This window comes from Roseateles chitinivorans (assembly GCF_050632235.1).
Classification (GTDB): domain Bacteria; phylum Pseudomonadota; class Gammaproteobacteria; order Burkholderiales; family Burkholderiaceae_C; genus Roseateles; species Roseateles chitinivorans_A.
The window spans coordinates 2,435,931-2,454,622 of sequence record NZ_CP192584.1; the positions used below are offsets into that span (position 1 = coordinate 2,435,931).

Annotated in this window: 24 protein-coding genes; 13 read left to right on the plus strand and 11 right to left on the minus strand. The window is 59.8% G+C overall.

The window, feature by feature from the left end:
• Window positions 1-86 precede the first annotated feature (86 nt).
• Window positions 87-296 carry a hypothetical protein gene (locus ACQ859_RS10975; RefSeq protein ID WP_431265802.1) on the minus strand — a complete coding sequence of 70 codons (210 nt, stop codon included), beginning with the start codon at window positions 294-296 and terminating at the stop codon, window positions 87-89.
• A gap of 81 nt (window positions 297-377) precedes the next feature.
• Here ACQ859_RS10975 and ACQ859_RS10980 point away from each other — a divergent pair, with 81 nt between their 5' ends.
• Complete coding sequence (locus ACQ859_RS10980; RefSeq protein ID WP_431265803.1) at window positions 378-1,337, plus strand: IS5 family transposase; 960 nt, start codon at window positions 378-380, stop codon at window positions 1,335-1,337.
• Between the two features lie 123 nt (window positions 1,338-1,460).
• On the opposite strand, the gene ACQ859_RS10985 is transcribed toward ACQ859_RS10980, so the two are convergent.
• A complete protein-coding gene (locus tag ACQ859_RS10985) occupies window positions 1,461-1,745 on the minus strand; it encodes a hypothetical protein (protein WP_431265804.1) in 285 nt (94 codons plus the stop codon).
• 107 nt (window positions 1,746-1,852) lie between these two features.
• Here ACQ859_RS10985 and ACQ859_RS10990 point away from each other — a divergent pair, with 107 nt between their 5' ends.
• From ACQ859_RS10990 to ACQ859_RS11020, 7 genes are all read left to right on the plus strand, one after another.
• On the plus strand, window positions 1,853-2,149 hold the full coding sequence (locus ACQ859_RS10990) for a hypothetical protein (protein WP_431265805.1): 297 nt from the start codon (window positions 1,853-1,855) through the stop codon (window positions 2,147-2,149).
• A 65-nt stretch (window positions 2,150-2,214) separates the two neighbouring features.
• Window positions 2,215-2,448, plus strand: a complete 234-nt coding sequence (locus ACQ859_RS10995; protein ID WP_431265806.1) for a hypothetical protein — start codon at window positions 2,215-2,217, stop codon at window positions 2,446-2,448.
• A gap of 440 nt (window positions 2,449-2,888) precedes the next feature.
• Entirely contained in the window at window positions 2,889-3,197 is a 309-nt protein-coding gene (locus tag ACQ859_RS11000; protein ID WP_431265807.1) for a hypothetical protein, read from the plus strand.
• A 99-nt stretch (window positions 3,198-3,296) separates the two neighbouring features.
• Window positions 3,297-4,313, plus strand: coding sequence for a hypothetical protein (locus ACQ859_RS11005; RefSeq protein ID WP_431265808.1), 1,017 nt, complete (start codon window positions 3,297-3,299; stop codon window positions 4,311-4,313).
• Between the two features lie 1,057 nt (window positions 4,314-5,370).
• On the plus strand, window positions 5,371-5,892 hold the full coding sequence (locus tag ACQ859_RS11010) for a glycoside hydrolase family 19 protein (protein ID WP_431265809.1): 522 nt from the start codon (window positions 5,371-5,373) through the stop codon (window positions 5,890-5,892).
• Window positions 5,876-6,451, plus strand: coding sequence for a hypothetical protein (locus tag ACQ859_RS11015; RefSeq protein WP_431265810.1), 576 nt, complete (start codon window positions 5,876-5,878; stop codon window positions 6,449-6,451). The genes ACQ859_RS11010 and ACQ859_RS11015 overlap by 17 nt, the downstream gene beginning before the upstream one ends.
• A gap of 318 nt (window positions 6,452-6,769) precedes the next feature.
• The gene (locus ACQ859_RS11020; protein ID WP_431265811.1) at window positions 6,770-6,973 is read left to right on the plus strand and encodes a hypothetical protein; all 204 of its coding nucleotides are present in this window, start codon (window positions 6,770-6,772) and stop codon (window positions 6,971-6,973) included.
• A 412-nt stretch (window positions 6,974-7,385) separates the two neighbouring features.
• On the opposite strand, the gene ACQ859_RS11025 is transcribed toward ACQ859_RS11020, so the two are convergent.
• The 7 genes from ACQ859_RS11025 to ACQ859_RS11055 form a co-directional block, all read right to left on the minus strand.
• Window positions 7,386-7,787, minus strand: coding sequence for a T6SS amidase immunity protein Tai4 family protein (locus ACQ859_RS11025; RefSeq protein WP_431265812.1), 402 nt, complete (start codon window positions 7,785-7,787; stop codon window positions 7,386-7,388).
• 52 nt (window positions 7,788-7,839) lie between these two features.
• Entirely contained in the window at window positions 7,840-8,178 is a 339-nt protein-coding gene (locus ACQ859_RS11030) for an H-NS family nucleoid-associated regulatory protein (protein ID WP_431265813.1), read from the minus strand.
• A gap of 223 nt (window positions 8,179-8,401) precedes the next feature.
• Entirely contained in the window at window positions 8,402-8,620 is a 219-nt protein-coding gene (locus ACQ859_RS11035) for a hypothetical protein (RefSeq protein WP_431265814.1), read from the minus strand.
• Between the two features lie 136 nt (window positions 8,621-8,756).
• Window positions 8,757-8,981 carry a hypothetical protein gene (locus ACQ859_RS11040; protein WP_431265815.1) on the minus strand — a complete coding sequence of 75 codons (225 nt, stop codon included), beginning with the start codon at window positions 8,979-8,981 and terminating at the stop codon, window positions 8,757-8,759.
• Window positions 8,978-9,148: a hypothetical protein gene (locus ACQ859_RS11045; protein ID WP_431266512.1), complete on the minus strand. Its 171-nt coding sequence runs from the start codon at window positions 9,146-9,148 to the stop codon at window positions 8,978-8,980. The genes ACQ859_RS11040 and ACQ859_RS11045 overlap by 4 nt, the downstream gene beginning before the upstream one ends.
• A 639-nt stretch (window positions 9,149-9,787) precedes the next feature.
• Complete coding sequence (locus ACQ859_RS11050; RefSeq protein WP_431265816.1) at window positions 9,788-10,558, minus strand: hypothetical protein; 771 nt, start codon at window positions 10,556-10,558, stop codon at window positions 9,788-9,790.
• A gap of 233 nt (window positions 10,559-10,791) precedes the next feature.
• Window positions 10,792-11,490: a hypothetical protein gene (locus tag ACQ859_RS11055; RefSeq protein WP_431265817.1), complete on the minus strand. Its 699-nt coding sequence runs from the start codon at window positions 11,488-11,490 to the stop codon at window positions 10,792-10,794.
• Window positions 11,491-11,628: 138 nt separating this feature from the next.
• On the opposite strand from ACQ859_RS11055, the gene ACQ859_RS11060 reads away from it, so the two are divergent.
• The 5 genes from ACQ859_RS11060 (at window position 11,629) to ACQ859_RS11080 (ending at window position 17,319) form a co-directional block, all read left to right on the plus strand.
• Window positions 11,629-13,767 carry an AAA family ATPase gene (locus ACQ859_RS11060; RefSeq protein ID WP_431265818.1) on the plus strand — a complete coding sequence of 713 codons (2,139 nt, stop codon included), beginning with the start codon at window positions 11,629-11,631 and terminating at the stop codon, window positions 13,765-13,767.
• The gene (locus tag ACQ859_RS11065) at window positions 13,767-15,548 is read left to right on the plus strand and encodes a UvrD-helicase domain-containing protein (RefSeq protein ID WP_431265819.1); all 1,782 of its coding nucleotides are present in this window, start codon (window positions 13,767-13,769) and stop codon (window positions 15,546-15,548) included. Before ACQ859_RS11060 ends, ACQ859_RS11065 begins: the two co-directional genes overlap by 1 nt.
• Before the next feature lie 629 nt (window positions 15,549-16,177).
• A complete protein-coding gene (locus ACQ859_RS11070) occupies window positions 16,178-16,744 on the plus strand; it encodes a hypothetical protein (RefSeq protein ID WP_431265820.1) in 567 nt (188 codons plus the stop codon).
• 87 nt (window positions 16,745-16,831) lie between these two features.
• Complete coding sequence (locus tag ACQ859_RS11075; protein WP_431265821.1) at window positions 16,832-17,041, plus strand: hypothetical protein; 210 nt, start codon at window positions 16,832-16,834, stop codon at window positions 17,039-17,041.
• Window positions 17,038-17,319, plus strand: coding sequence for a hypothetical protein (locus ACQ859_RS11080; protein WP_431265822.1), 282 nt, complete (start codon window positions 17,038-17,040; stop codon window positions 17,317-17,319). The genes ACQ859_RS11075 and ACQ859_RS11080 overlap by 4 nt, the downstream gene beginning before the upstream one ends.
• Before the next feature lie 474 nt (window positions 17,320-17,793).
• Here the strand turns inward: ACQ859_RS11080 and ACQ859_RS11085 are convergent, their stop codons facing one another.
• Entirely contained in the window at window positions 17,794-18,270 is a 477-nt protein-coding gene (locus tag ACQ859_RS11085) for a type II toxin-antitoxin system VapC family toxin (protein ID WP_431265823.1), read from the minus strand.
• A gap of 26 nt (window positions 18,271-18,296) precedes the next feature.
• Entirely contained in the window at window positions 18,297-18,512 is a 216-nt protein-coding gene (locus ACQ859_RS11090) for a hypothetical protein (protein ID WP_431265824.1), read from the minus strand.
• Between the last annotated feature and the right edge of the window lie 180 nt (window positions 18,513-18,692).

An 18,692-nucleotide genomic window follows, 5' to 3' on the forward strand; every position in this document is an offset into this window, starting at 1 on the left:
CATGCCCCGCTGGATCAAATCGAATCCGTCACACCCACCAGTTGGTTAAGACTCCACGCGGTCCCTCATTAAGAGGTGAGCGCTCTTTATCGCGCGCGCCAGAACGCCCACACGGTCAGCAGTCCGGCGGCGAAGCCAGTGCCCATTCCCGTCCAGCCGAGCACCCAGCCCTCAGTCTCGATGTCGGCGTTCGGATTCGCAACCAGAATGAGCACCATGCCGGCAAATGCGAAGGCGGGCGGAACGGCGGCGGACGCAAGGATGAGCAGGATTTTGGTCAACTGAAGTTCTTCCACGCGGGGCAGTTAAGGAGACTCTGCAAAACCCCGCACTGATCTGCCTTGCCAGAGCGTGACGGTTCGGGGAGCATGCAGCCCATGAAGCAGCTCGGATTTGGATTCAATCTCTCCACGAAGAAGACGCGCAAGCGCGAGTTTCTTGAGGAGATGGAACATGTGGTGCCGTGGGGCGTGCTGGTGCAGGTCGTGGACCCGTACAACTCGAAGGCCAAGACTGGCCGCCCGCCGTTCCCCTTGGAGACGATGCTTCGGATTCACTACCTGCAGCAGTGGTTCGGCCTGTCCGATCCGGCGATGGAAGAGGCGTTGCACGACGTGCCGCTGTACCGGGAGTTCGCGCGGCTTGAGGGCGCCACGGAGCGGCTTCCCGACGAGACGACGATCCTACGCTTTCGCCACCTCCTGGAGAAGCACAACCTGGCCGTGGACATGCTGCGGGTGGTCAACGATCTGCTGGGCTACAAGGGATTGATGCTGAGCTCGGGGACCGCCGTGGACGCCACGTTGATTGCGGCGCTGAGTTCGACCAAGAACATCGAAGGCGAGCCAGACCCGGAGATGAAGCAGTCCAAGAAGGGCAACAACTACTACTTCGGGATGAAGGCGCACATTGGCGTGGACACGGTCTCGGGCCTGGTGCACACCGTGGTCACGACGTCGGGCAACGTCAGCGATATCAACATGGCCGGCGCGCTGCTCCACGGGGATGAAGAGGTCGCGTTCGGCGACGCCGGCTATCAATGGGTTCACAAGCGTCCCGAGGCAGCAGGGCCGACGTGGCACGTCGCGATGCACCCAGGCAAACGGCGCCTGCTCAACCCGTTCATCGAGCCCGACTTCATCGCCGAGCGCGCAGAGAAGATGAAGGCCAGCATCCGGGCCAAGGTCGAACATCCGTTCCGGGTGCTGAAGCGGCAGTTCGGGTTCACGAAGGTGCGATACCGCGGGTTGTTCAAGAACACCGGCCAGATCGTCACCCTGTTCGCTCTGGCCAATCTGTGGATGGCGCGTAAACAGCTGCTGGAGATGCGGGGATGAGTCCGTCTGAGGTGGCCAGAATGGCCGCGTCAGAGGCTGAAAACAGCAGCCAAGCGCCTCAGTTGGACGCCCTCAAGAGCTGACCCCGCGCGGATCGACGAGCACGAAGCGACAGCCGACTCGTCATGTGCCGCGGATCGTGTTTTGCAGACCATCCCTAAGGTACCGGAACGACCAGAACGATGTGCGATCAAAGTTGGCCACGCCAGAACCGAAAACGTCCTCCGCTTTGGTCTTCACCAGCTCCAGCGTCATACGAAGCTCGATCAGGTCATTCCCGTAATCCGCAACTTCATCCTCGTCGTCTGAGGTCTGGCAGATGGTGGCCCACTTCGCGTCCAGCTCCGTGAGCGCCTCGAGAATGCGCTGCGCTTGCCAGTGCGTCAGTTCCAGGTCCAAAGTCTTCATGCTTGCTTGCCCTGCTTAAAGAAGACGCGAAATGCCTTCACACCCACCTCCTCCAAGAGTCCTTTGTATTTGTCCATCGGCATGTTAGTAGCCGAACAGATCATGTAGTGTTCTTCATCGTCCCCGAAGAGGTGTTCCGCCTCGGCAATTCATCCAGCCCGAAGCTCGCTCACGTTCGCCCGCATGACGTACGACAGACAGTGATTAACGGCATCACCGTTGTGATCGCGAACAACAAGGGAATCAGCGTCTTCGACAATGACGGGATAGCTCGAACCGATATGAGCGGTTGGGTCTGGAAATTTGCTCCCAGCACGCCATTCCCAACTGGGCTCAAGCTGGTGAATGAAAAACCGGGCCACTTTTGCATTGCTCCGACATCCGACATGCCTCTCGACAAGTAAAAGGGGCTGCTAGAGGAGTTAGCATTGAAGGCAACCAGAGTGTTTTACAAGCAAGGGTCGCAGGTATGAGCAAGGTAACCGTTGAGCTACTGGAGTGGGAGGCTAGGCTGGTCCTCCTCGCAATGGCCGAGTTGAAAGAGAAGTGGCGGACCATCTGCAACACGACCACCGATGAAGACATCCAAGCCGACTATGGGAATGACCTCGTTGAGCTCGGCATGGCGATGGACTCGATCAAAGAGAAGTCAGTCGCCGAATTTGGTGAGCAAATCCTCGTCTTCGACCGAACTCCTCGCTGACTGCCGCTCGGCAGCGTCGGTCTAGAATCTCCGCCGAGCCTTGCGCTCCATGCTCTTCCCTCCCTGAGCATGCAGCAAGTCAAACGCGATGAGCTGTTGGGGCCTCGGCGATGCCGGGGCCGCTTTTTTTGCTCTGCTCACTCTCGCGGTGCACTCATTGTGTACAGCCCAAGCCTCAACCTACAAAGATAAACATTGGGTTGAGCGAGCGCACCCTACCGTCCGGCCCCTGCTGCAGCTCAATTTGCTGCGTCCGGTCGTGGCAGCCACTTCCTCCTCGTTTACATCCTGCTCTGAGCATTGGTTTGGGCGGCAGCCTCGCCGGTCCCTCAGGCCTCGACGGGATCGAGGCAATTTTTCCGTGCCCAGCTAGGTATTGTTCCGCGTACGGACAAGAACGCCGTACGTGCAAACTAGTGTCGCCAATCAGAGGAGGCAACATGGCATCAAAATTCAAGTTCCCAGACTCCAAAGCGCGTTCGCCAAACAAGCCTGCGGTTTTCTGCACTGCGGAGCGCGTATTGAAGATTTATAACCAAGAGCATGAAAAGCCAGCGGTGAAGATCTCAAAGAAGGTTCGCGAATGGTTCTTTAAAACTGCGCACGAAAAGGGATGGAGTGGCATTCACTTCATACCTGAAGTGCAGTCGCAGCACGGTGCAGGATGTATGCTTTGGGTCGAGCAAGATCAGAGCAATATTCAGGTCACCGCGGCAGTGCTCGTTCTTGCGAGCGGAAGCGCTGAGTAAGCGCTCAGCGCGCCCGTGATTCTCGGCAGGCTAGACTCTGTACACACTTCGTGTACAGATCAAGCCTCACCCTACAAAGGTAAACATCAGGGAGGAGCCGTGGCTACTGCGAGCGGGAGTGCGGACCGTCGGACCCAGGCATTGACGGTGGCGCGGGAACTGGTCGATGACCTCGAAGCCGGCGTCGTCGCCATCGCACAGAACTTGATGAAGGCGCAGCGGTTGGCGCGCCTCTTGCGCGATTCCGATGCGCAGCGTTGGCTCGATCTAGAGAGTCGCGGATACCCTGAGACGATGGAGCTAGCCCAGTTAGGTTCTTGCGCAAAGTATGCGCATCGAGCCCTGATCGGTGACGGACCAAAAGTGTTTCGAACTAGCTTGCCGGCCCTTGAGGCGCAGGTGGAAGCCAACCGGTCTGTACTGGACAAGCTCAAAGCGCCCACGGCCGCGAAGACGGCCAACTTCACAGAGCTGAGGTCTACTCAGCAGTTGCATCAAAGCGTTTCGGCACAGATCGCCAATGCTAGCGATGCTCTAACCAATGCGGTCGCGATCTATGAACGCATGAAGTCGCACCTTTACCGATTCGCGGCGGACACACTGATCGCCTTGGAGTTTGGTGATGTGGCGGAAGATCTTTTTCAGTCGGCGCGTCAACTCACCGATGCGTTCATCCGCGATCATGCGCCGAAGGCTGCCGAACAATTGCTAGCTGCGAATGATCGCCTGCTTGAGGGTACAGACGAAGCGCTATCCGCAAGTCTGACCTCGTGCAGGCGAGTGCTCAACACGGTTGCCGACTCGCTCTTCCCGGCCCAGGCGGATGAGTACGTAGGCTCGGACCGCAAGTCGCGAAAAGTGGGGGCCGACCAGTACAACAATCGGCTCCTTGCTTACGCCGACGCACGGATCGAGAGCGGCTCGACAAAGCAGATCCTCAAGAGTCAGCTCGGACACCTCGCCGCCCGACTCGACGCCGTTTACGACAAGGCGTGCAAAGGCGTTCACGCGGACGTGACGGTCGAAGAGGCGCGGATGGTGATGATCCAAACCTACCTCTTCCTCGCCGAGCTGGCGAGACTGCATGCTTCGGCGTCCGCTGAGCCTCAACGTTAGACCTACGACCGACGAACCTGGGTCGCCAACTCCGCCCTGATTGCGGCTTGTATCGCGAGTCTAGAATCCGGCCCGAGCCTTTGCGCTCCATGCTCTTCCCTCCCTGAGCATGCAGCAAGTCAAACCGCGATGAGCTGTTGGGGCCTCGGCGACGCCGGGGCCCAATTTTTTGCTCTGCTCAATCGCGTCGTACACGTTTCGTGTACAGCACAAGCCTCAGCCAGGGAAGCGCGCCGAACCAACGCTGCGCATGTGCTGAAGCTCCCGTGCACCGACGTGTCTACGGCACTGCGAGCGACGCCCACCGCAGCACCTCAGGCATCACTGGACTTCGATGGCGGGCGTCCTAGCCGCTGTGGCTCAGCGCGCGCAACGACGTCCTTCACGTCATCGACAAGATCGAGATCCCAGATCCAATCTGAAAGCGAGCTGCGTGCATTGCTCGGTTCGGTTAAACCTCGCGAACGGTATTCCGGGCTGGCGAATTTCGATGTGCGGTGCTCGCCGCGCTCCTGGGATGATGAGATGCCTCTTACATCGCGTTGACCAAGGTCACGGCGCGCAGGGCGAACGAGGCGCTTACCATCATGCGGTAGTCCTCGTCTCGCAGCACCATGGCAACTTCTCGGCCGCCTGGCCCCCTTTGTTCAGCGGATCAGTGGCCCGCGGCCGCCACGCCTGGTCCGCTTGGCCTGAATGACCATGGCGATCCCGATGTCTGTACGAGGGTTGGCGACACGCCCGGCCCGCTGGGGTTCTTTGATCTTGCTGACGCCGAACTTCCGCCGCTCTTGGCCCAATCTGGCTTTGTCGCCAATCCGGCGAGGACAAAGGATGGGACCGCTCTGACGGGTGGCTGGCTCTCCGTATCGGACCGACTCGCGACGTCGAGCAACATCACGTCGGCACAGCTCAAGCGGCTGTTTGAGTTGGCCCCTTCCGACTTGCTCGCGAAGGTGGCCGATGAGGTGAACCGCAAGCCGCAGGTCTACCAGCTCGACACCAAGCTGCGCCGCGCCCACTTTTTGCTCAGGTACGAGAAGAGACGGGCCCATCCATGGACGCGAAGACCGAGGATCTGACCTACTCGCCCGCTGGGCTCAAAGGCTTGTTTGCGTACTACAGCAAGCATCCTGATGAAGCGGATACTGACGGCTACGAACGAGGCCCTAAGGGCACCTTCAAGCGCAAAGCCATCCAGGAAGACATTGCGAACAAGGCCTATGGCGGTCGCAACGGCAATGGCGACGAGAAGAGCGGGGACGGCTGGAAGTACAGAGGGCGTGGCTTCATCCAGGTGACCGGGCGTTCCAACTACGCTGCGGTGTCAGCGAAGCACGCGTCGGTCTTCGGTGATGCGTCGGTCAACTTCGAGCGAGACCCCGATCTGTTGACGGTGTTTCCCTACTCACTGCGCTCCGCGATCTGCTACTGGCTGATCAACCGCCTGCCTCGTCTCGCAGACAAAGGTAGCTCGGCGGCTGACGTGGACCGCGTAACGCGCGTGGTCAACGCGAACACGCACAGCTACAAGGAGCGCCAACATCACTTCAAGACTGCATATGAGCACTTTGATTAGGCTGATGGCCGTGGCGGGCTTCGTACTCGCGCTGCCGTCGCTGGCTGTAGCTTCTGATCAGAATTCGGACTCGCTGTGCAAGCCGGAGGAGGTCGTCGTCTTCAATTGCTTCACCGGCAAGAAGACCGCCTCGTTGTGCGCGTCGCCAACCGAGGCCGCGCCGACGCTCCTGGCCTACCGGTACGGTGCTGGTCAGAAGGTCGAGAACGAGTATGTCGCGACCACGGCCAACGGCAAGACGTTCGGTGGCACGGTTGCTCCAGCCTCGCCGCGGGCATGGGTCAGTCAGGTCTGGTTCGACCGCTCCACTTATCGTTACCTGATGACCGAGTGCGTAGGGGGCGACTGCTCGCGCCACGCAGGCCTGACGGTGTTCAACGGTGAGCGCATGGTCATGAACGCCTCTTGCCAACGCCCAGCAGGGGTGAGGCTGCCTGCGTTCTCGCGCGAGCTGGTCAAGTTCGGATCCAATCCAGCCGAGAGCAAGTCTTCAACGCCGTTATTGCGTATCGAGGAAGCAGACAACGGCGCCTTCGAGTTGTATGGGACGGCGAAATGAGCTGCGTCTGACGGTAGTATGGAACGCTCCGACGATCGCTGATAGGCAGCCATCGCGAGGCACGTAATCCGCTCAATTTCGATGAATCCAGCGCTGCGTTGTTTGAGTGAGCGGCTGGTGGGAGTCGGTCGGCGCGGTTTGCGACTTGCTGGAGCGACGAGCACGCGATCTGCCTATCATTGGTATGCGCACCTGGTGTAATGGGTATTACATGCTGGCGCCGGCGGAAACATGCTAGTTGGTGAAATATCTTGGCACTCTTGAAGAACTTGGTATGGACCCCGCACGGGTCCAATTAATTACTATGGAGGTCTAATAATGGCCGTTAAGCTTATTATTAGCGAATACAATATCCTTTGGAAGGCGCTAAAGCATTACCAACAGCATCTGGAGCATGTTTCCGAAACCACGGAGGACGAAGACCAACAGCTTTTCGTTGACGAGGATCTGGAAAAGGTGGAATACATGTTCAAAAACATCCAAAATGCCGCCAAGGCTGATTGGGACTTGGAGCTTAAGTAATCCGGGCTGCTCCAAAACAAAGAACCCTGATCTTGCGAACAGGAGCTCTGCAGCCATGCTGCAGAGGTAGCCCTCGACAAACTCGGGAATTTGTTCGGGCCGATGGGCCTCTCCAAGCAAGACCGGCGAGCGGTCCGCGATTCATGTCGGGATCTCCATTGGCGTCGGGCAAGACGCTTCGAGTCCCTAAAAGGTCGAGCACCAGAGGGTGATGGAAGCCATACGACGCGTGCAAGTATTGTCATGAAGCAACTCAACGACTGCTCGGTGCACTCCGACGTGGCCCAGCTTTCGCCGTTCACTGCGCGGTGTGTTCTGCGTCCGGACTGATGCCGGTGACCCCAGCACGCCGCAACCGTGGAACGCTCAATGGCCCCGCGCTCGCAGTCGAATGCGGTCGATGGACGCCAACCTACTTGGCGGAGTTGGCCAACCGCGCGGTCAGTGCGTCGAGTTCCTTGCTGTGCATCAGGTCGATGCACTTCATGGTGTTGAACTCTGACGGGGAGGCTCCTGCATACGTGCGCTTCGCGAAGCTGACGGCGAGGTCACGCAGAGGCGCGTAGGCAGCGAGGGGCTGCTTCCCAAACTCCATGTAAGCGCTCGCCGTGGCGTTCGCATCGTCCTTTGCTTCCGGGGATCTCGCCACCGTGGCCAGGCAAACGCTGGTGGCCCAGTTCTTGAGCAGCGTCTGCTGCGAATAGCTGGGCGTCGCGCTGATGGTGGGCTGCCCGGGGCCGGGCGGCGCTGCCTGGGCCCACGCTACAGGCGAGAGGAACGCGAGGCCGGCGAGGCCAATGAGTTGAGCTTTCATCTCAAGGTCCGGGTGGCGCTCGTCGGGAGAACGTGAACCGCCGGCGGGGAGTTCAGTTGTCTCGGAACTCGTCGCGACTGCGTCCCTGCGCTTCCAGGTCAGACAACCACTTCGGCGCGCGTCCGCGACCGGACCACGCGTTACTGGCGTTGCTCGGATCCCGGTATAGCACTTTCGCTGCGGCGCGGGGCTCGGCGCCTTGCGGCAGATAGGGCTTCAAGGCCTGGACACCTTCAGCGATCGAAAACCCGGCCGCCTTCAGCTTCTTGGCGAACCCGTCCACCAGTACCTTCAATTCTTCGCCTCGCTTCTCCGCGATCTGCTGTTCAAGTTGCCTGCTGAGCGCAATCAATTCGGCATACGACAACTTGGATACATCAACATTGGACATCTACAACTCCGGACGAATAAAGCGGTCCGCGATGCTAACCGCAATTGGAGTCGTTGGAACCGGCGCTCGGGTGGTGGCCTCTTATCACTTGAGAACCAGATTCCAGTCTGTTGTGCGGCTTCGCTCGAGAAATCAACCGGAAAACCTCGATGAACTCACCCGCACACCCCGTTGAATATTCGATGAAAAACAAAAGGGCACAAGTGCCCTTTTTCAATGCGGGTCAGAGCGGCTCGCGACTGAAGTTTGCGACCCCCGGGCCGTACGCCTCGATGGCCTGCGCCTTGAACGAATTGAGGGTCAGCCGCAGCTCAGTCAAGTCGTTGCCGTAATCGGCCACTTCGTCCTCGTCTTTGGAGGTCTGGCAGATGTTCGCCCATTTGGCGTCCAACTCCGTCAGCGCTTCCAGAATGCGTTGGGCCTCCCAGCGGGTCAGCGCCACAGTTAGCGATCTCATGGTTGCATGCCTCGCTTGCCCTGCCTGGCGAACACGCGAAGCGGCTTCATGCCCGCCTTTTTGAACAGTCCTCTGGACTGGTGGAGGACGTGTGGCGAACGAACGCAGACAAACACCATCCTTAGACGCGCAGCCGCTCTAGCGGAACGCCGATTTCAGCCTCGTCACGCGCATACTCGCCTTTCAGGAAGGCCAGAAACTGCGTGAGCAAGACGTGGTACTCCTCGTAGTCGGCGCGTTCTTCATCGCGGATGGTTTCGCTATGCATCAAACCTTCGTGATACAGCGCGGCGTCTCGAACGGCCTGCAACAGCATGGGCGCGTAGCCGTTAGGAATCGTGATCATGCAACCTCCTTTATTGCGTTCTTCGCCAATTCGTTCAGCAAATACTTGAACTGTTCAAGAGGCATGTCGAAGGCAGGAGCAATGGTGTAATGGGTGGCGTCGTAGTTCACGTTCTTATTGTCTCGTACAACCGCTAGGCCAGTGGGAAGCCTCGTACCGGCGTTGATCCGGAAATAGGATCAGTCCTTGCCAGCGGGGAGACCTGGCTTGTCAAAAGTACTAATCCCTCGCGGGGAATTTCGCACCGTGACCCATTTTGTGCCACTGCGACTGACAATGGTGATGTCTGCGGGCCTATCGCGACCACTGGGCAGAACGGTTGACTCCTCCACGAAGTCGAAGAGTCCGCCGCCCCGACGGGCGTTCAAGGCCCTCCAAAGATGCACCGGCACCTTGCCTTCGAAGTAGCGCTCCACCTCGTTCAACGATAGAAGGACATCCTTCAGTACTGTGGCGGTCATTCGTGCCCCAAGCTGTGAGTAGCTGGAAGCCTAGGGTGAGAGCGACGCGTCGCAGTAGTGACTTAGGTCCCGTCGCTGACGAATCGTTGCAGCTGACTGAGCCTTATGGGAGCGAGACCATTTGGGTGTTGCCGGGCGATTCTTGGCGACACGTTAGTGGACGTGTTGCGAAGGTGGATGGCTGCGCACGAAAGGTCGGCGAATCATGAAGTACCTCGAGGACGGCGACACGCCGCTGATCCAGTCCCGGGTTCTACATGTAGCGCTGCAGCTCCGGCCGGCCACGACGTTGCGCCGGGGGCCGACCAGGCCGGCCGCAGCCGGCGGCGCGTCTGAGGGGCATCGTCAAGCAGATCCATGGGGTGTGCCTCCGGTGATGGCAGCGTAAATTGGCACCAGCGTGTCCAGCAGCTCCTCGATGCCCAGCACCATCTCGCCGATGAGCGCGAGCATGCTGACCGCCCCCTTGGAGAAATAATGCTCCATGAGCTCATCGAGATCGATCCCCTTGAGTCCCAGATTCATCGTGGTGATTGCGGTGAACAGCCCAAGTTCACGGGTGGAGTAGGCCGCCGAGTGGGCGACCATGTTCCTGTCATTCTTGTGCGCCGCCACGGCATCGGTCAGTTTCTTCAGCGCACGGTGGACGTCCGGGTAGTCAGTGATGACGGCTCGTTCAACGAGCTTGTTAGCTCCGACTTTCTCCAAATCCTTGGCGCAGATCACCAACGACGCGCCAACGAGTCGGTGCGCGCGATCTACGACGCCGGTGAGGCGAAGCAGGAAGTTCTCGTGGTGGTACCTGTAGAGTTCGACGACGCGGGAATGTGCTCTGTCCAGGTCCTCGATGAAGCTCAGTGCCAGGCGCAACGATGAGATGCAGCTGTCCAGCGCGTCGACGCGTTCAAGAACCTGCGCTGAGTACTGCTCCAAAGGGGTGGCGTTGAACTTGCCTCCGTTCTGCCCGGTCTCGTACTCGTGCAGGCCCTTGAGGGCGTACGCCTTCATGTGCGGCAGCAGCGACACGAAGATTTGGTGATCGCTGAACAGGGCGCGCGGGGCCATAACCGGCTTACCCGCCGGCGCCAGATCCGTTGAAGCGTCGTTGTCGACCATGTTTTGTTCCCTCAAGGTGCCACCGCCTCCGGCGTGGCATGGATTGTGAAATCCACTTCAGCTCCTCACGAGCGGCATCGCGGCCAATTCGGTGGCGTACGCGCGCGTCCGGCGTTCTTACTTCCTCTCCCAACCGCCGTGCGGCGCGTGCCAGGCCAGGGGGAGTGCGTTCTGTCCTCGCTCCGGCGGTCGTTGATGACGTCCAGTGGCCACATCAGCCGGGCGATCGCATTTCAGGACGACTTTGTTCCGAAATAAAGGCCCAGAAGAAAGGTGAGCAACATGGGCAGCCCTGCGGAGATCATCGCCTTGAGCCATTCGTTTTCCAGGCGCAAGGCGGAACGAATGAGCCGTTGTCGCTCCCGAAGTTCCCAGGTGTACGTCCACTGAAAGGTCAGCCACTCCCAAGGCGCAAGCGCATCGGCGCCCCCAAAGTTGGACGTGGATCGAAGCAGCAGCATGTAGCGTTTGACGGCCTTCTTCAGCACCGATGCTGTCACATCCGTGGGGTCCAGCGGCCCGAGCAAGATGAGCTCCTGCTTATCGGGGGTGCTCCGCTCCGAGCGTCGGGGTGTCGCGACGAAATAGACGTGGCCCGTGGCGGACTGCGACAGGACCAACTCGCCGCCCGACTCCCAAATGGCTGTGTCCACGTAGGGAGGGTCGTGCCATGGCGCGTGGTTCTTCCTGTTGAACACGCCGGTGTGGGTCTGCGACGCGCGAATCTGAATCACCTCTTCGTTGGGTGTCTGCACATGCTGCACGAAGAACTGAAAGGGCAGGTTGGAATCGCGCAGTTGCAGGCGCAGCTCGCTGAATGCCTGCCAGGCACGCGGCGCGGCCACGTGCCGCCAGTTCATGCGTCGATGGTCCAGCAACGTCGCCGCTCTGCGTAGTCGGCGGCCGGTGCGGTCGACGCTCTTCCAGGTCAACCCCTCTCGTGTGGACACCTTCTCTCCTTGCGAGTTTGCGGCAATCGGCCGCCGAGACCTGCGCTCTCGCAATCCCTGTCACGCTACGATAGCTTACAAATAGACACTAGCGCCCCAGGGAGCACGAGGGCCAAAGACATGCACATCTCCAAACTCACGCTGGTCAATTACCGGAACTTCAGGAACACCAGTCTGACGTTTCAGCGTGGCGTCAATACGATCATCGGAGAGAACGGCGCGGGCAAGTCCAACATTCTCCGCGCCATCCGGCTGCTACTGGATGACACCATGGTCCGCTCCGCTTATCGGCTGGAGGAGTCCGATTTCAGCCGCGCGCTGGATCAGTGGCGGGGCCACTGGATCATTATCAGCATGGAGTTCGAGGACCTCAGTCCCGACGAGGCGGTCCAAGCGCTGTTCTTGCACGGCACGGCCGGGATCCACGCCGGACCGATTGCCAAGGCCACCTACAACCTGATCTTCCGCCCGAAGAAGGAGATCCGGCTGAAGCTTGCGGCCCTCGATGACTTCGACGTCGCAGCACTGAACGCCATCCGCGACGGCATCACGATCGACGACTACGAGACCGTCTTCACCGGCAGGAGCAGCGCTGATTTCAGCGATCCGGCGGTGTATCAACGGATCGTGGGAGACTTCGGCTTTGGCCTCTTCAGCGCCGAAACCGAGTTCCCTGAACTTGGGGCGAAGGTGCCGGGGTTCCTGTCGGTCACCAAGGAGGTGTCACTCACCTTCATCCAGGCGCTGCGCGACGTCGTGGCCGAGTTTCACAACAATCGCACCAATCCGCTGCTCACCCTGCTCAAAAGCAAGAGCGGTGAGATCGATGCGGCGGCCCTCGTCCCCATCATCGACAAAGTGCGCGATCTGAATGGCGCCATCGAAGGGCTCGACGACGTGCAGTCGGTGCGCAAACACATTCGTCAGACGATCAAGGACACCGCCGGCGAAACCTACTCCCCCACTTCGCTGTCGATCCGGTCGGACCTGCCCGAGCAAGCAGAGCAGCTGTTTCAGTCGCTGCGCCTGTTTGTCGGGGAATCGGAGGACGGGTATGAAGGGACCATCAACGAGCTCAGCCTTGGCGGCGCCAACCTGATCTACCTGACCCTCAAGCTGCTGGAGTTCAAGTACCAGCGCCAGAAGATGGCGATCGCGAACTTCCTGCTCATCGAAGAGCCCGAAGCGCATATTCACACCCATATCCAGAAGACACTGTTCGATCGCATCGCATACGACGATGCCCAGGTGATCTACACGACGCACTCCACGCACATCTCCGAAGTCAGCAATGTGAGCAACGTCAACATTCTGGGGCGGCGCGGCGCATTCTGTGAGGCCTACCAACCAGCGACCGGATTGGAGCCTGCCCAAGTGACGAGCATCCAGCGGTACCTGGACGCGGTGCGGAGCAACCTGCTGTTCGCTAAGAGCGTGATCCTGGTGGAGGGTGATGCCGAAGAGATCCTGATCCCCGTGCTCGTGAAGCGGGTCCTGGGCCTTAGCGTGGACGAGTTGGGGATCAGCGTCATCAACATCCGCAGCACCGGATTCAAGAACGTCGCGGTACTGTTCCACGACACCCGGATCCGCAAGCGTTGCGCGATCGTCACGGACCTGGACACGACCTTCTTCGACACCACGCCGAACCCGGCGGATAGCGACGCCCTGGCTGCGAGAAGGCGAAAGGCGATCGGCTCGCAAGTGGCCGGCGCACAGCGAAGAATCGACTTAAACGCTTTTGGCGCCGGCAACGCGTGGGTGCGGAGCTTCTACGCCACACACACCTTCGAGGTGGATCTGGTCGGCTCGGGCAATCATGAAGCCTTCGTTCGCTGCGTCGACAAGGTCTACTCGGCGCAAGCGACGATCACGCAGGCCAGAACCGACCTTCGCTCGGGCCTCATCCATCAAAGTGGCTACCGGACCTTGACGATGGCCGAGCAGGAAGGTAAGGGGTGGTTCGCCATCTTGCTCGCGCAGACCCTGGATCACAACGTCGTGGTGCCAGCCTACATCCGAGAAGCGGTGCTTTTCGCGCATGGCCAGTTTTCGCGCCAGCTGATCATGCGAATCCTGCGGTATCGGATGAACTGCCTGGTGGGCATCGATCGCGCTGCACGTCCGCGCCTGACGGCCTTCGACGCCGAGGTGGAGCGGTTCGGGCGCTCGGAGATCGATCTACCGACCCTTCGTGCCGCAGCCGCGACGGCGTTGCCAGGAGACGTGGTCCATGCGTTCCTTGATGGGGTGACCTGATGTTTGTCTGGGATGCCACCGAGCTCAATCCCGAGCAAGCAGCCGCCGTCGAAGAACCGTCGAGCGTATTTCTGGTCGCCTGCCCAGGCAGCGGAAAAACGCGCGCGCTCACCTACAAGATCGCCTACGAACTGTCTCGGCGCATGGACAAGCGCATCGTCGTAGCCATCACTTACACGCACCGGGCCGCTGACGAGATCCAGGAGCGAATCGAGGCCCTTGGGGTCGACACCACGGCTCTGTGGATCGGGACCATCCATTCGTTCTGTCTCGAATGGATCATCAAGCCCTACGGAATTTATGTTCCGGAGCTCGCCCATGGGTACACGGTCTTGGACCGGCACGACCGCGAAAAGATGCTCGAGCGACTGTGCGCGGCGTACCGCGGCGTGACCTTGTGGGACTGCGACTATTACTTCGAAGGGGATGGTTACCGGCTGGGATGCGCCGACACGCGAAAGCACGACAGCATCCATTGGGTCCTGGCAGCCTACTTTCGAGAACTGGCGGACACCAGACGCATCGATTTCGAGTTGATCCTCTGGTACTCCCAGGTGCTAATCCGGAATCAGCCGCATATTGCGGCGCTGCTCTCTGAAGTCTTTTCCCATGTCCTCGTCGATGAGTACCAAGATACGAAGCGGATCCAGTACAACTTGGTGGGGGCCATCCTGCGGGCGGGCGCCGGCAACACCAAAACGTTCATCGTGGGCGACCCCAACCAAGCGATTTACGGCTCGCTTGGCGGCTATGCCATTTCAGTGGCAGATTTTCGCGCGCTCACGGGCATCCCGATCCGGGAGATGGCGCTGCGTTTTAACTACCGCTCAAGCGCGCGGATCATCGGGCACTTCTCGAACTTCAGTGTGCACGCTACTGATATCGAAGGCGCGGGAAAGATGGTCGGTTTTCCGAGCCAAGTCTCGTACAACCGACTCGTTGCGCACGACGGCCTGCACGATGAGCTGATCAGGCTAATTCAAAAGAGCTTGGATGAAGGGCATCCACCGGAAGAGATTTGTGTGCTTGCGCCGCGGTGGTTGCTCTTGGCATCGACCACGAGAAAGCTGGTGGCGCTGCTTCCCCACCAGCAATTCGACGGGCCGGGGCTGGTCCCGTTCAGCAATGATCCCGACAACTTCTGGTTCAAGCTCTCGAAGATCCTGCTAACCGAGTCGTCGCCGCAGATGTTGGTGCGGCGCATGCGATGGGCCAGGGACGTCATCGCCGATCTGCGAGATTGCGGCGTTGACACATCCAGAATCACGCAGCGGACGCTGCTGCGAGAGTCCAACTCTCTTGCCATTGCCGAAACGGAAGGCATGGCGTATCTGGACCAGGCGTTCACCGCCCTGCTCGACCGCCTGGGGATCAACCTGAATACCTTCCCCGCGCTGCTGGAGCACCGCCAGGCATTCTTCGCGAGTTCCCAGGCGCGGCTGGAGAAGCTGCAGAGCTCAGGTGCTGGCTACATCACCGACTTGTCGTTCTTCAAGAAGGTGTTTCGCGAGCGGACCGGTATCACAGTGTCGACGATTCACGGGGTCAAGGGGGCGGAGTTTGACGTGGTCATAGCATTCGGGCTTCTACAAGGCATGGTGCCCCATTTCAGCGACGCGGACGGGGATATCGCAGCCAGCAAGCTGCTTTACGTTCTGGCCTCGCGCGCTCGAAAGCACCTGCATTTGATATCGGAGACCGGTCGCTCGCTCGGGAGATATGGGGGCTACGAACCCACTGCGACGCTGGCCCGCTGTGCGTTTGATTACAACGGGTACTGAAGGCTGCCATTAGAAGGCCTCGGGAAACCCGCCTGATCGATGTCGACCCCGCCGGCGCGTCGCTCATATTTTCAGCAGGAATCGCGAGTTGTTTTCCAGAGGGTCCGGAGCTCTCTTGAACGCCTTCAATTTGAAGCCCAGCCTGTTCTAGCAACATCGGCGCTGCATCCGGGCCAAGACGACCGTATGAAAGCCCATTGGCGCTTTGGCGCACCATGAATGCTTCCAGTGCGACGCAAGTCATCCCAAAAAGATCACGAATGACACGGCATCGATCGGCAATTGCTTGACCCGATCCGGCACCCCAACTACCGTCAGTTCATACACATTTACATACATGAGGGAGTGATGGCCGGAAAGATGTGCCCGAGCTGCGGAGAGCAGACTTTTTCAGACACCCACTGGGCGGAAGTGCTCCAAATGCGACCACACCATGGTTTTGCCGGCCAACGAAGGCAAAGGTGGTCGCGGTTCGAAGTGCTCAAACTGCAACGAGCTGAAGGTGTTCAGCGGCAAGTGCCGAGGTTGCGGCGCAAAGTACACCTGAGCAATGGAGCGCCGATCAGGCTTCGCCAAGATCGTGCATCGCGGACAAGCTAGCGCAGCACGAAGCTGCCGCGGAGCAATTCATGGGGTTCTTTGATGAGCTCAAGAAGATCGGTCGCGGCATCAAGGAGTCAACGGAAGAGTTCGGCAAGGAGATGGGTCATCGTGCTCGAGAGACTCGGGACCAGATTCAGAGCGAGCCCGGCAAGTTCCTTCTTGCCTCTGCGAAAGGTGTGGCAGCTGCGGTGGTGGCCGTTGGCAAATATGCGGTTGACCAAGGCATACCTGCAGCGGCGATGCATTCGATCCGCCACGTCGAGGAGCAATATCGCGCCGGCAACCTTTCCGACGAGCAGCAGGCTGAGTTCCTTGAGCGTCGCAGGAAAGCGGCGCTCAACGAGGTGAAGTTGTTGACGCATCGCTTGCAGGGCGATCTGCCGGATGGAAGCTCTGCGAAGGACATTGACTCGAAGATCGACGTGGTTGAGAAATCTAGGGACCGCCTGTATTGGTACCGAGGTCTTCCCAACCTCGATCTTGAAAATGAAGAGCTTGTCGAGGTCGACGAGGCGCTCGAGGAGTCAAAAGAGCTTCTGTGGAGCTGGCGCGAACGACTGAGGGATCAGCTTGACGCGGAAAAGGCTCAATGATCCAAGTGCCGATAACAACGAACACTGTTGAGCCGTGCTGCCCATTCTAGGCAACCTTGACGGGCGTATCCGCTACTCTCGACCGGCATGCGCCGAGCAGTGGAATTGGGGAGCGCAGAGGCGGCGCTGAGGCAGTTGGAAATCGAGCCGACCGATGAGAACTTCGAACATGCCGCAGGTCTGGCCGGGGTCAAGCAAGCGGCCAGGCTGGCCGAAGTCGCGTTGTTCTTCGGCCGCGAGAGGATGCACGGCTGGCGCTGCGAGCCGTTGCGAGGCAGGGTGACACTGCGGCGATGAAGGCGTTGGCCGCCGGCCTTGAGGTCACTCTCAAGGAAGTCTGGACCTGGGTCCACCTGGGTAGGCTGGTGGGCGTTGACGTCATGGCCTATCACGCGGTCGGGGAGGGCGGCCTAGCAGCGGACGCTGATGAAGCGGGGCCGATTTATGCCTCAGATGGCTTCCACCTGGACAGCCTGTCCGATGGAGAGAACCTCGAAGCATTGGAAGCAGGTCGCCTGATCTTCGCGACATTGAGGACGGGCGGTGCTGGTCACGAATCCCGGCAGTGGCGATAGCCCAGAACCCGCTCGGTGTACGTTGCGGCGCGCATGTGCCAGGTCGCGCGCCTTGGACCTGGTACCGTCGCCGATACCGTCGATGCGGACAAAGTCGCGCGCTCCGATACCGTCAAACACCCTAGTCCTGGGTGTTCGTCCGCACGGCGATAGGCACCGCCGAGCACGCTGAGATGGCAGCCTTGAATTCGGAGCCGGTCAGAGTCGACGGTATCGCTGACGGTATCGCTCCAGATGGTGCGGCAGATTCCTGCAACCGTGCCTGGAGTGAGCTTCTCGGGTTGACAATCGAATGGGAATGAGCGCTTCGCGCTGAGAGCAGACAGGGGCCCGATGGGCCCCTGTCTACTTTTGGTCATTCGATGCGCGGAGGCGAAGTTGACGCCACTCGCGGGTCGCAATGCCGACAGTACTCGGCGATGTCCTGATCGCCGAATGGATACAGATCTTCGTTTCGACGATGGTCGAGGCGGATCACATGAGGCTGGAGGACGAGTGCGCTGCCATTGGCACGCGGCCTCGGATGTACCCGGCTCGCGGTTCGCTGACGCTCGCTGTGGCTGGCGCTATCTTTCGATGGAAGACAACCTGTGGCAACCCTTCGAAATGAGCGTCGCAGGTCAGCACATCCACACCAAGTTTCCGCGCCGTGGCGTAGATGAGGCGGTCCGCCGTGGGCAGACGCCTGTCGAGGCGTAGCGCGGCAGCAGCCAAGGTCGTCTCACGCGTGAGTTGCGCGAACCTGCAGTTCTCCGTGAATGCGATGACCCGCTCGCGCTCAGATTGACCTAGTTCTCGATGCGCCCATGCCGCCAGTTCGTACTGCACCAGGGCTGGGACCAAGCAGCAGTCAGGGACCGGGAAGTCGGAATGGAGCCGCTTTCCGAGTTCCGTCCTGCTCAACCATTCAATCCAGGCGGAGGTGTCTACCACCCTCAGGTTCTTGTGCATGGAGATAGCTCCCAGGCGGATATGACTTAGAAGAATTGAGCGACGTCGGGATCGAAGTCCGTGTTGGCGCCGAAGGCGATGCCATGGGCCTCTTCGACGGGGACGGGCGGGCAGATGAAGACGCCGGTCTCGCGGCAGACGATCATGAGGGACTGACCGGGTTTCCAGTCATAGCGCTGACGAAGCTCTTCCGGCAGATGAATATGGCTCTCGGGGGACATCGTGATGACAGGTGCGGGCATGGGGCCTCCAGTGCGTTCAGCGAATCAACAAGCCGTCGATTCTTCGCCTCAGGTTCTTCAAGAGCCACGGCCTCGAACGGTATGCGGCGGGCTCGCAGTGCCTGAGATCGGTATGACGTCCACTCGCATGTGCGATTGAAGTTCGACCCATCCGTGGTGTCCGCGGGGAGTCCTGTCCTG

Excerpts from the sequence above, each read along its gene's own strand:
- ACQ859_RS10980 (WP_431265803.1), top strand. The coding sequence starts at position 378 with ATGAAGCAGCTCGGATTTGGATTCAATCTCTCCACGAAGAAGACGCGC.
- ACQ859_RS10985 (WP_431265804.1), bottom strand. The coding sequence starts at position 1,745 with ATGAAGACTTTGGACCTGGAACTGACGCACTGGCAAGCGCAGCGCATT.
- ACQ859_RS10995 (WP_431265806.1), top strand. The coding sequence starts at position 2,215 with ATGAGCAAGGTAACCGTTGAGCTACTGGAGTGGGAGGCTAGGCTGGTC.
- ACQ859_RS11000 (WP_431265807.1), top strand. The coding sequence starts at position 2,889 with ATGGCATCAAAATTCAAGTTCCCAGACTCCAAAGCGCGTTCGCCAAAC.
- ACQ859_RS11010 (WP_431265809.1), top strand. The coding sequence starts at position 5,371 with ATGGACGCGAAGACCGAGGATCTGACCTACTCGCCCGCTGGGCTCAAA.
- ACQ859_RS11015 (WP_431265810.1), top strand. The coding sequence starts at position 5,876 with ATGAGCACTTTGATTAGGCTGATGGCCGTGGCGGGCTTCGTACTCGCG.
- ACQ859_RS11020 (WP_431265811.1), top strand. The coding sequence starts at position 6,770 with ATGGCCGTTAAGCTTATTATTAGCGAATACAATATCCTTTGGAAGGCG.
- ACQ859_RS11025 (WP_431265812.1), bottom strand. The coding sequence starts at position 7,787 with ATGAAAGCTCAACTCATTGGCCTCGCCGGCCTCGCGTTCCTCTCGCCT.
- ACQ859_RS11030 (WP_431265813.1), bottom strand. The coding sequence starts at position 8,178 with ATGTCCAATGTTGATGTATCCAAGTTGTCGTATGCCGAATTGATTGCG.
- ACQ859_RS11040 (WP_431265815.1), bottom strand. The coding sequence starts at position 8,981 with ATGATCACGATTCCTAACGGCTACGCGCCCATGCTGTTGCAGGCCGTT.
- ACQ859_RS11050 (WP_431265816.1), bottom strand. The coding sequence starts at position 10,558 with ATGGTCGACAACGACGCTTCAACGGATCTGGCGCCGGCGGGTAAGCCG.
- ACQ859_RS11060 (WP_431265818.1), top strand. The coding sequence starts at position 11,629 with ATGCACATCTCCAAACTCACGCTGGTCAATTACCGGAACTTCAGGAAC.
- ACQ859_RS11065 (WP_431265819.1), top strand. The coding sequence starts at position 13,767 with ATGTTTGTCTGGGATGCCACCGAGCTCAATCCCGAGCAAGCAGCCGCC.
- ACQ859_RS11070 (WP_431265820.1), top strand. The coding sequence starts at position 16,178 with ATGGGGTTCTTTGATGAGCTCAAGAAGATCGGTCGCGGCATCAAGGAG.
- ACQ859_RS11075 (WP_431265821.1), top strand. The coding sequence starts at position 16,832 with ATGCGCCGAGCAGTGGAATTGGGGAGCGCAGAGGCGGCGCTGAGGCAG.
- ACQ859_RS11080 (WP_431265822.1), top strand. The coding sequence starts at position 17,038 with ATGAAGGCGTTGGCCGCCGGCCTTGAGGTCACTCTCAAGGAAGTCTGG.
- ACQ859_RS11085 (WP_431265823.1), bottom strand. The coding sequence starts at position 18,270 with ATGCACAAGAACCTGAGGGTGGTAGACACCTCCGCCTGGATTGAATGG.
- ACQ859_RS11090 (WP_431265824.1), bottom strand. The coding sequence starts at position 18,512 with ATGCCCGCACCTGTCATCACGATGTCCCCCGAGAGCCATATTCATCTG.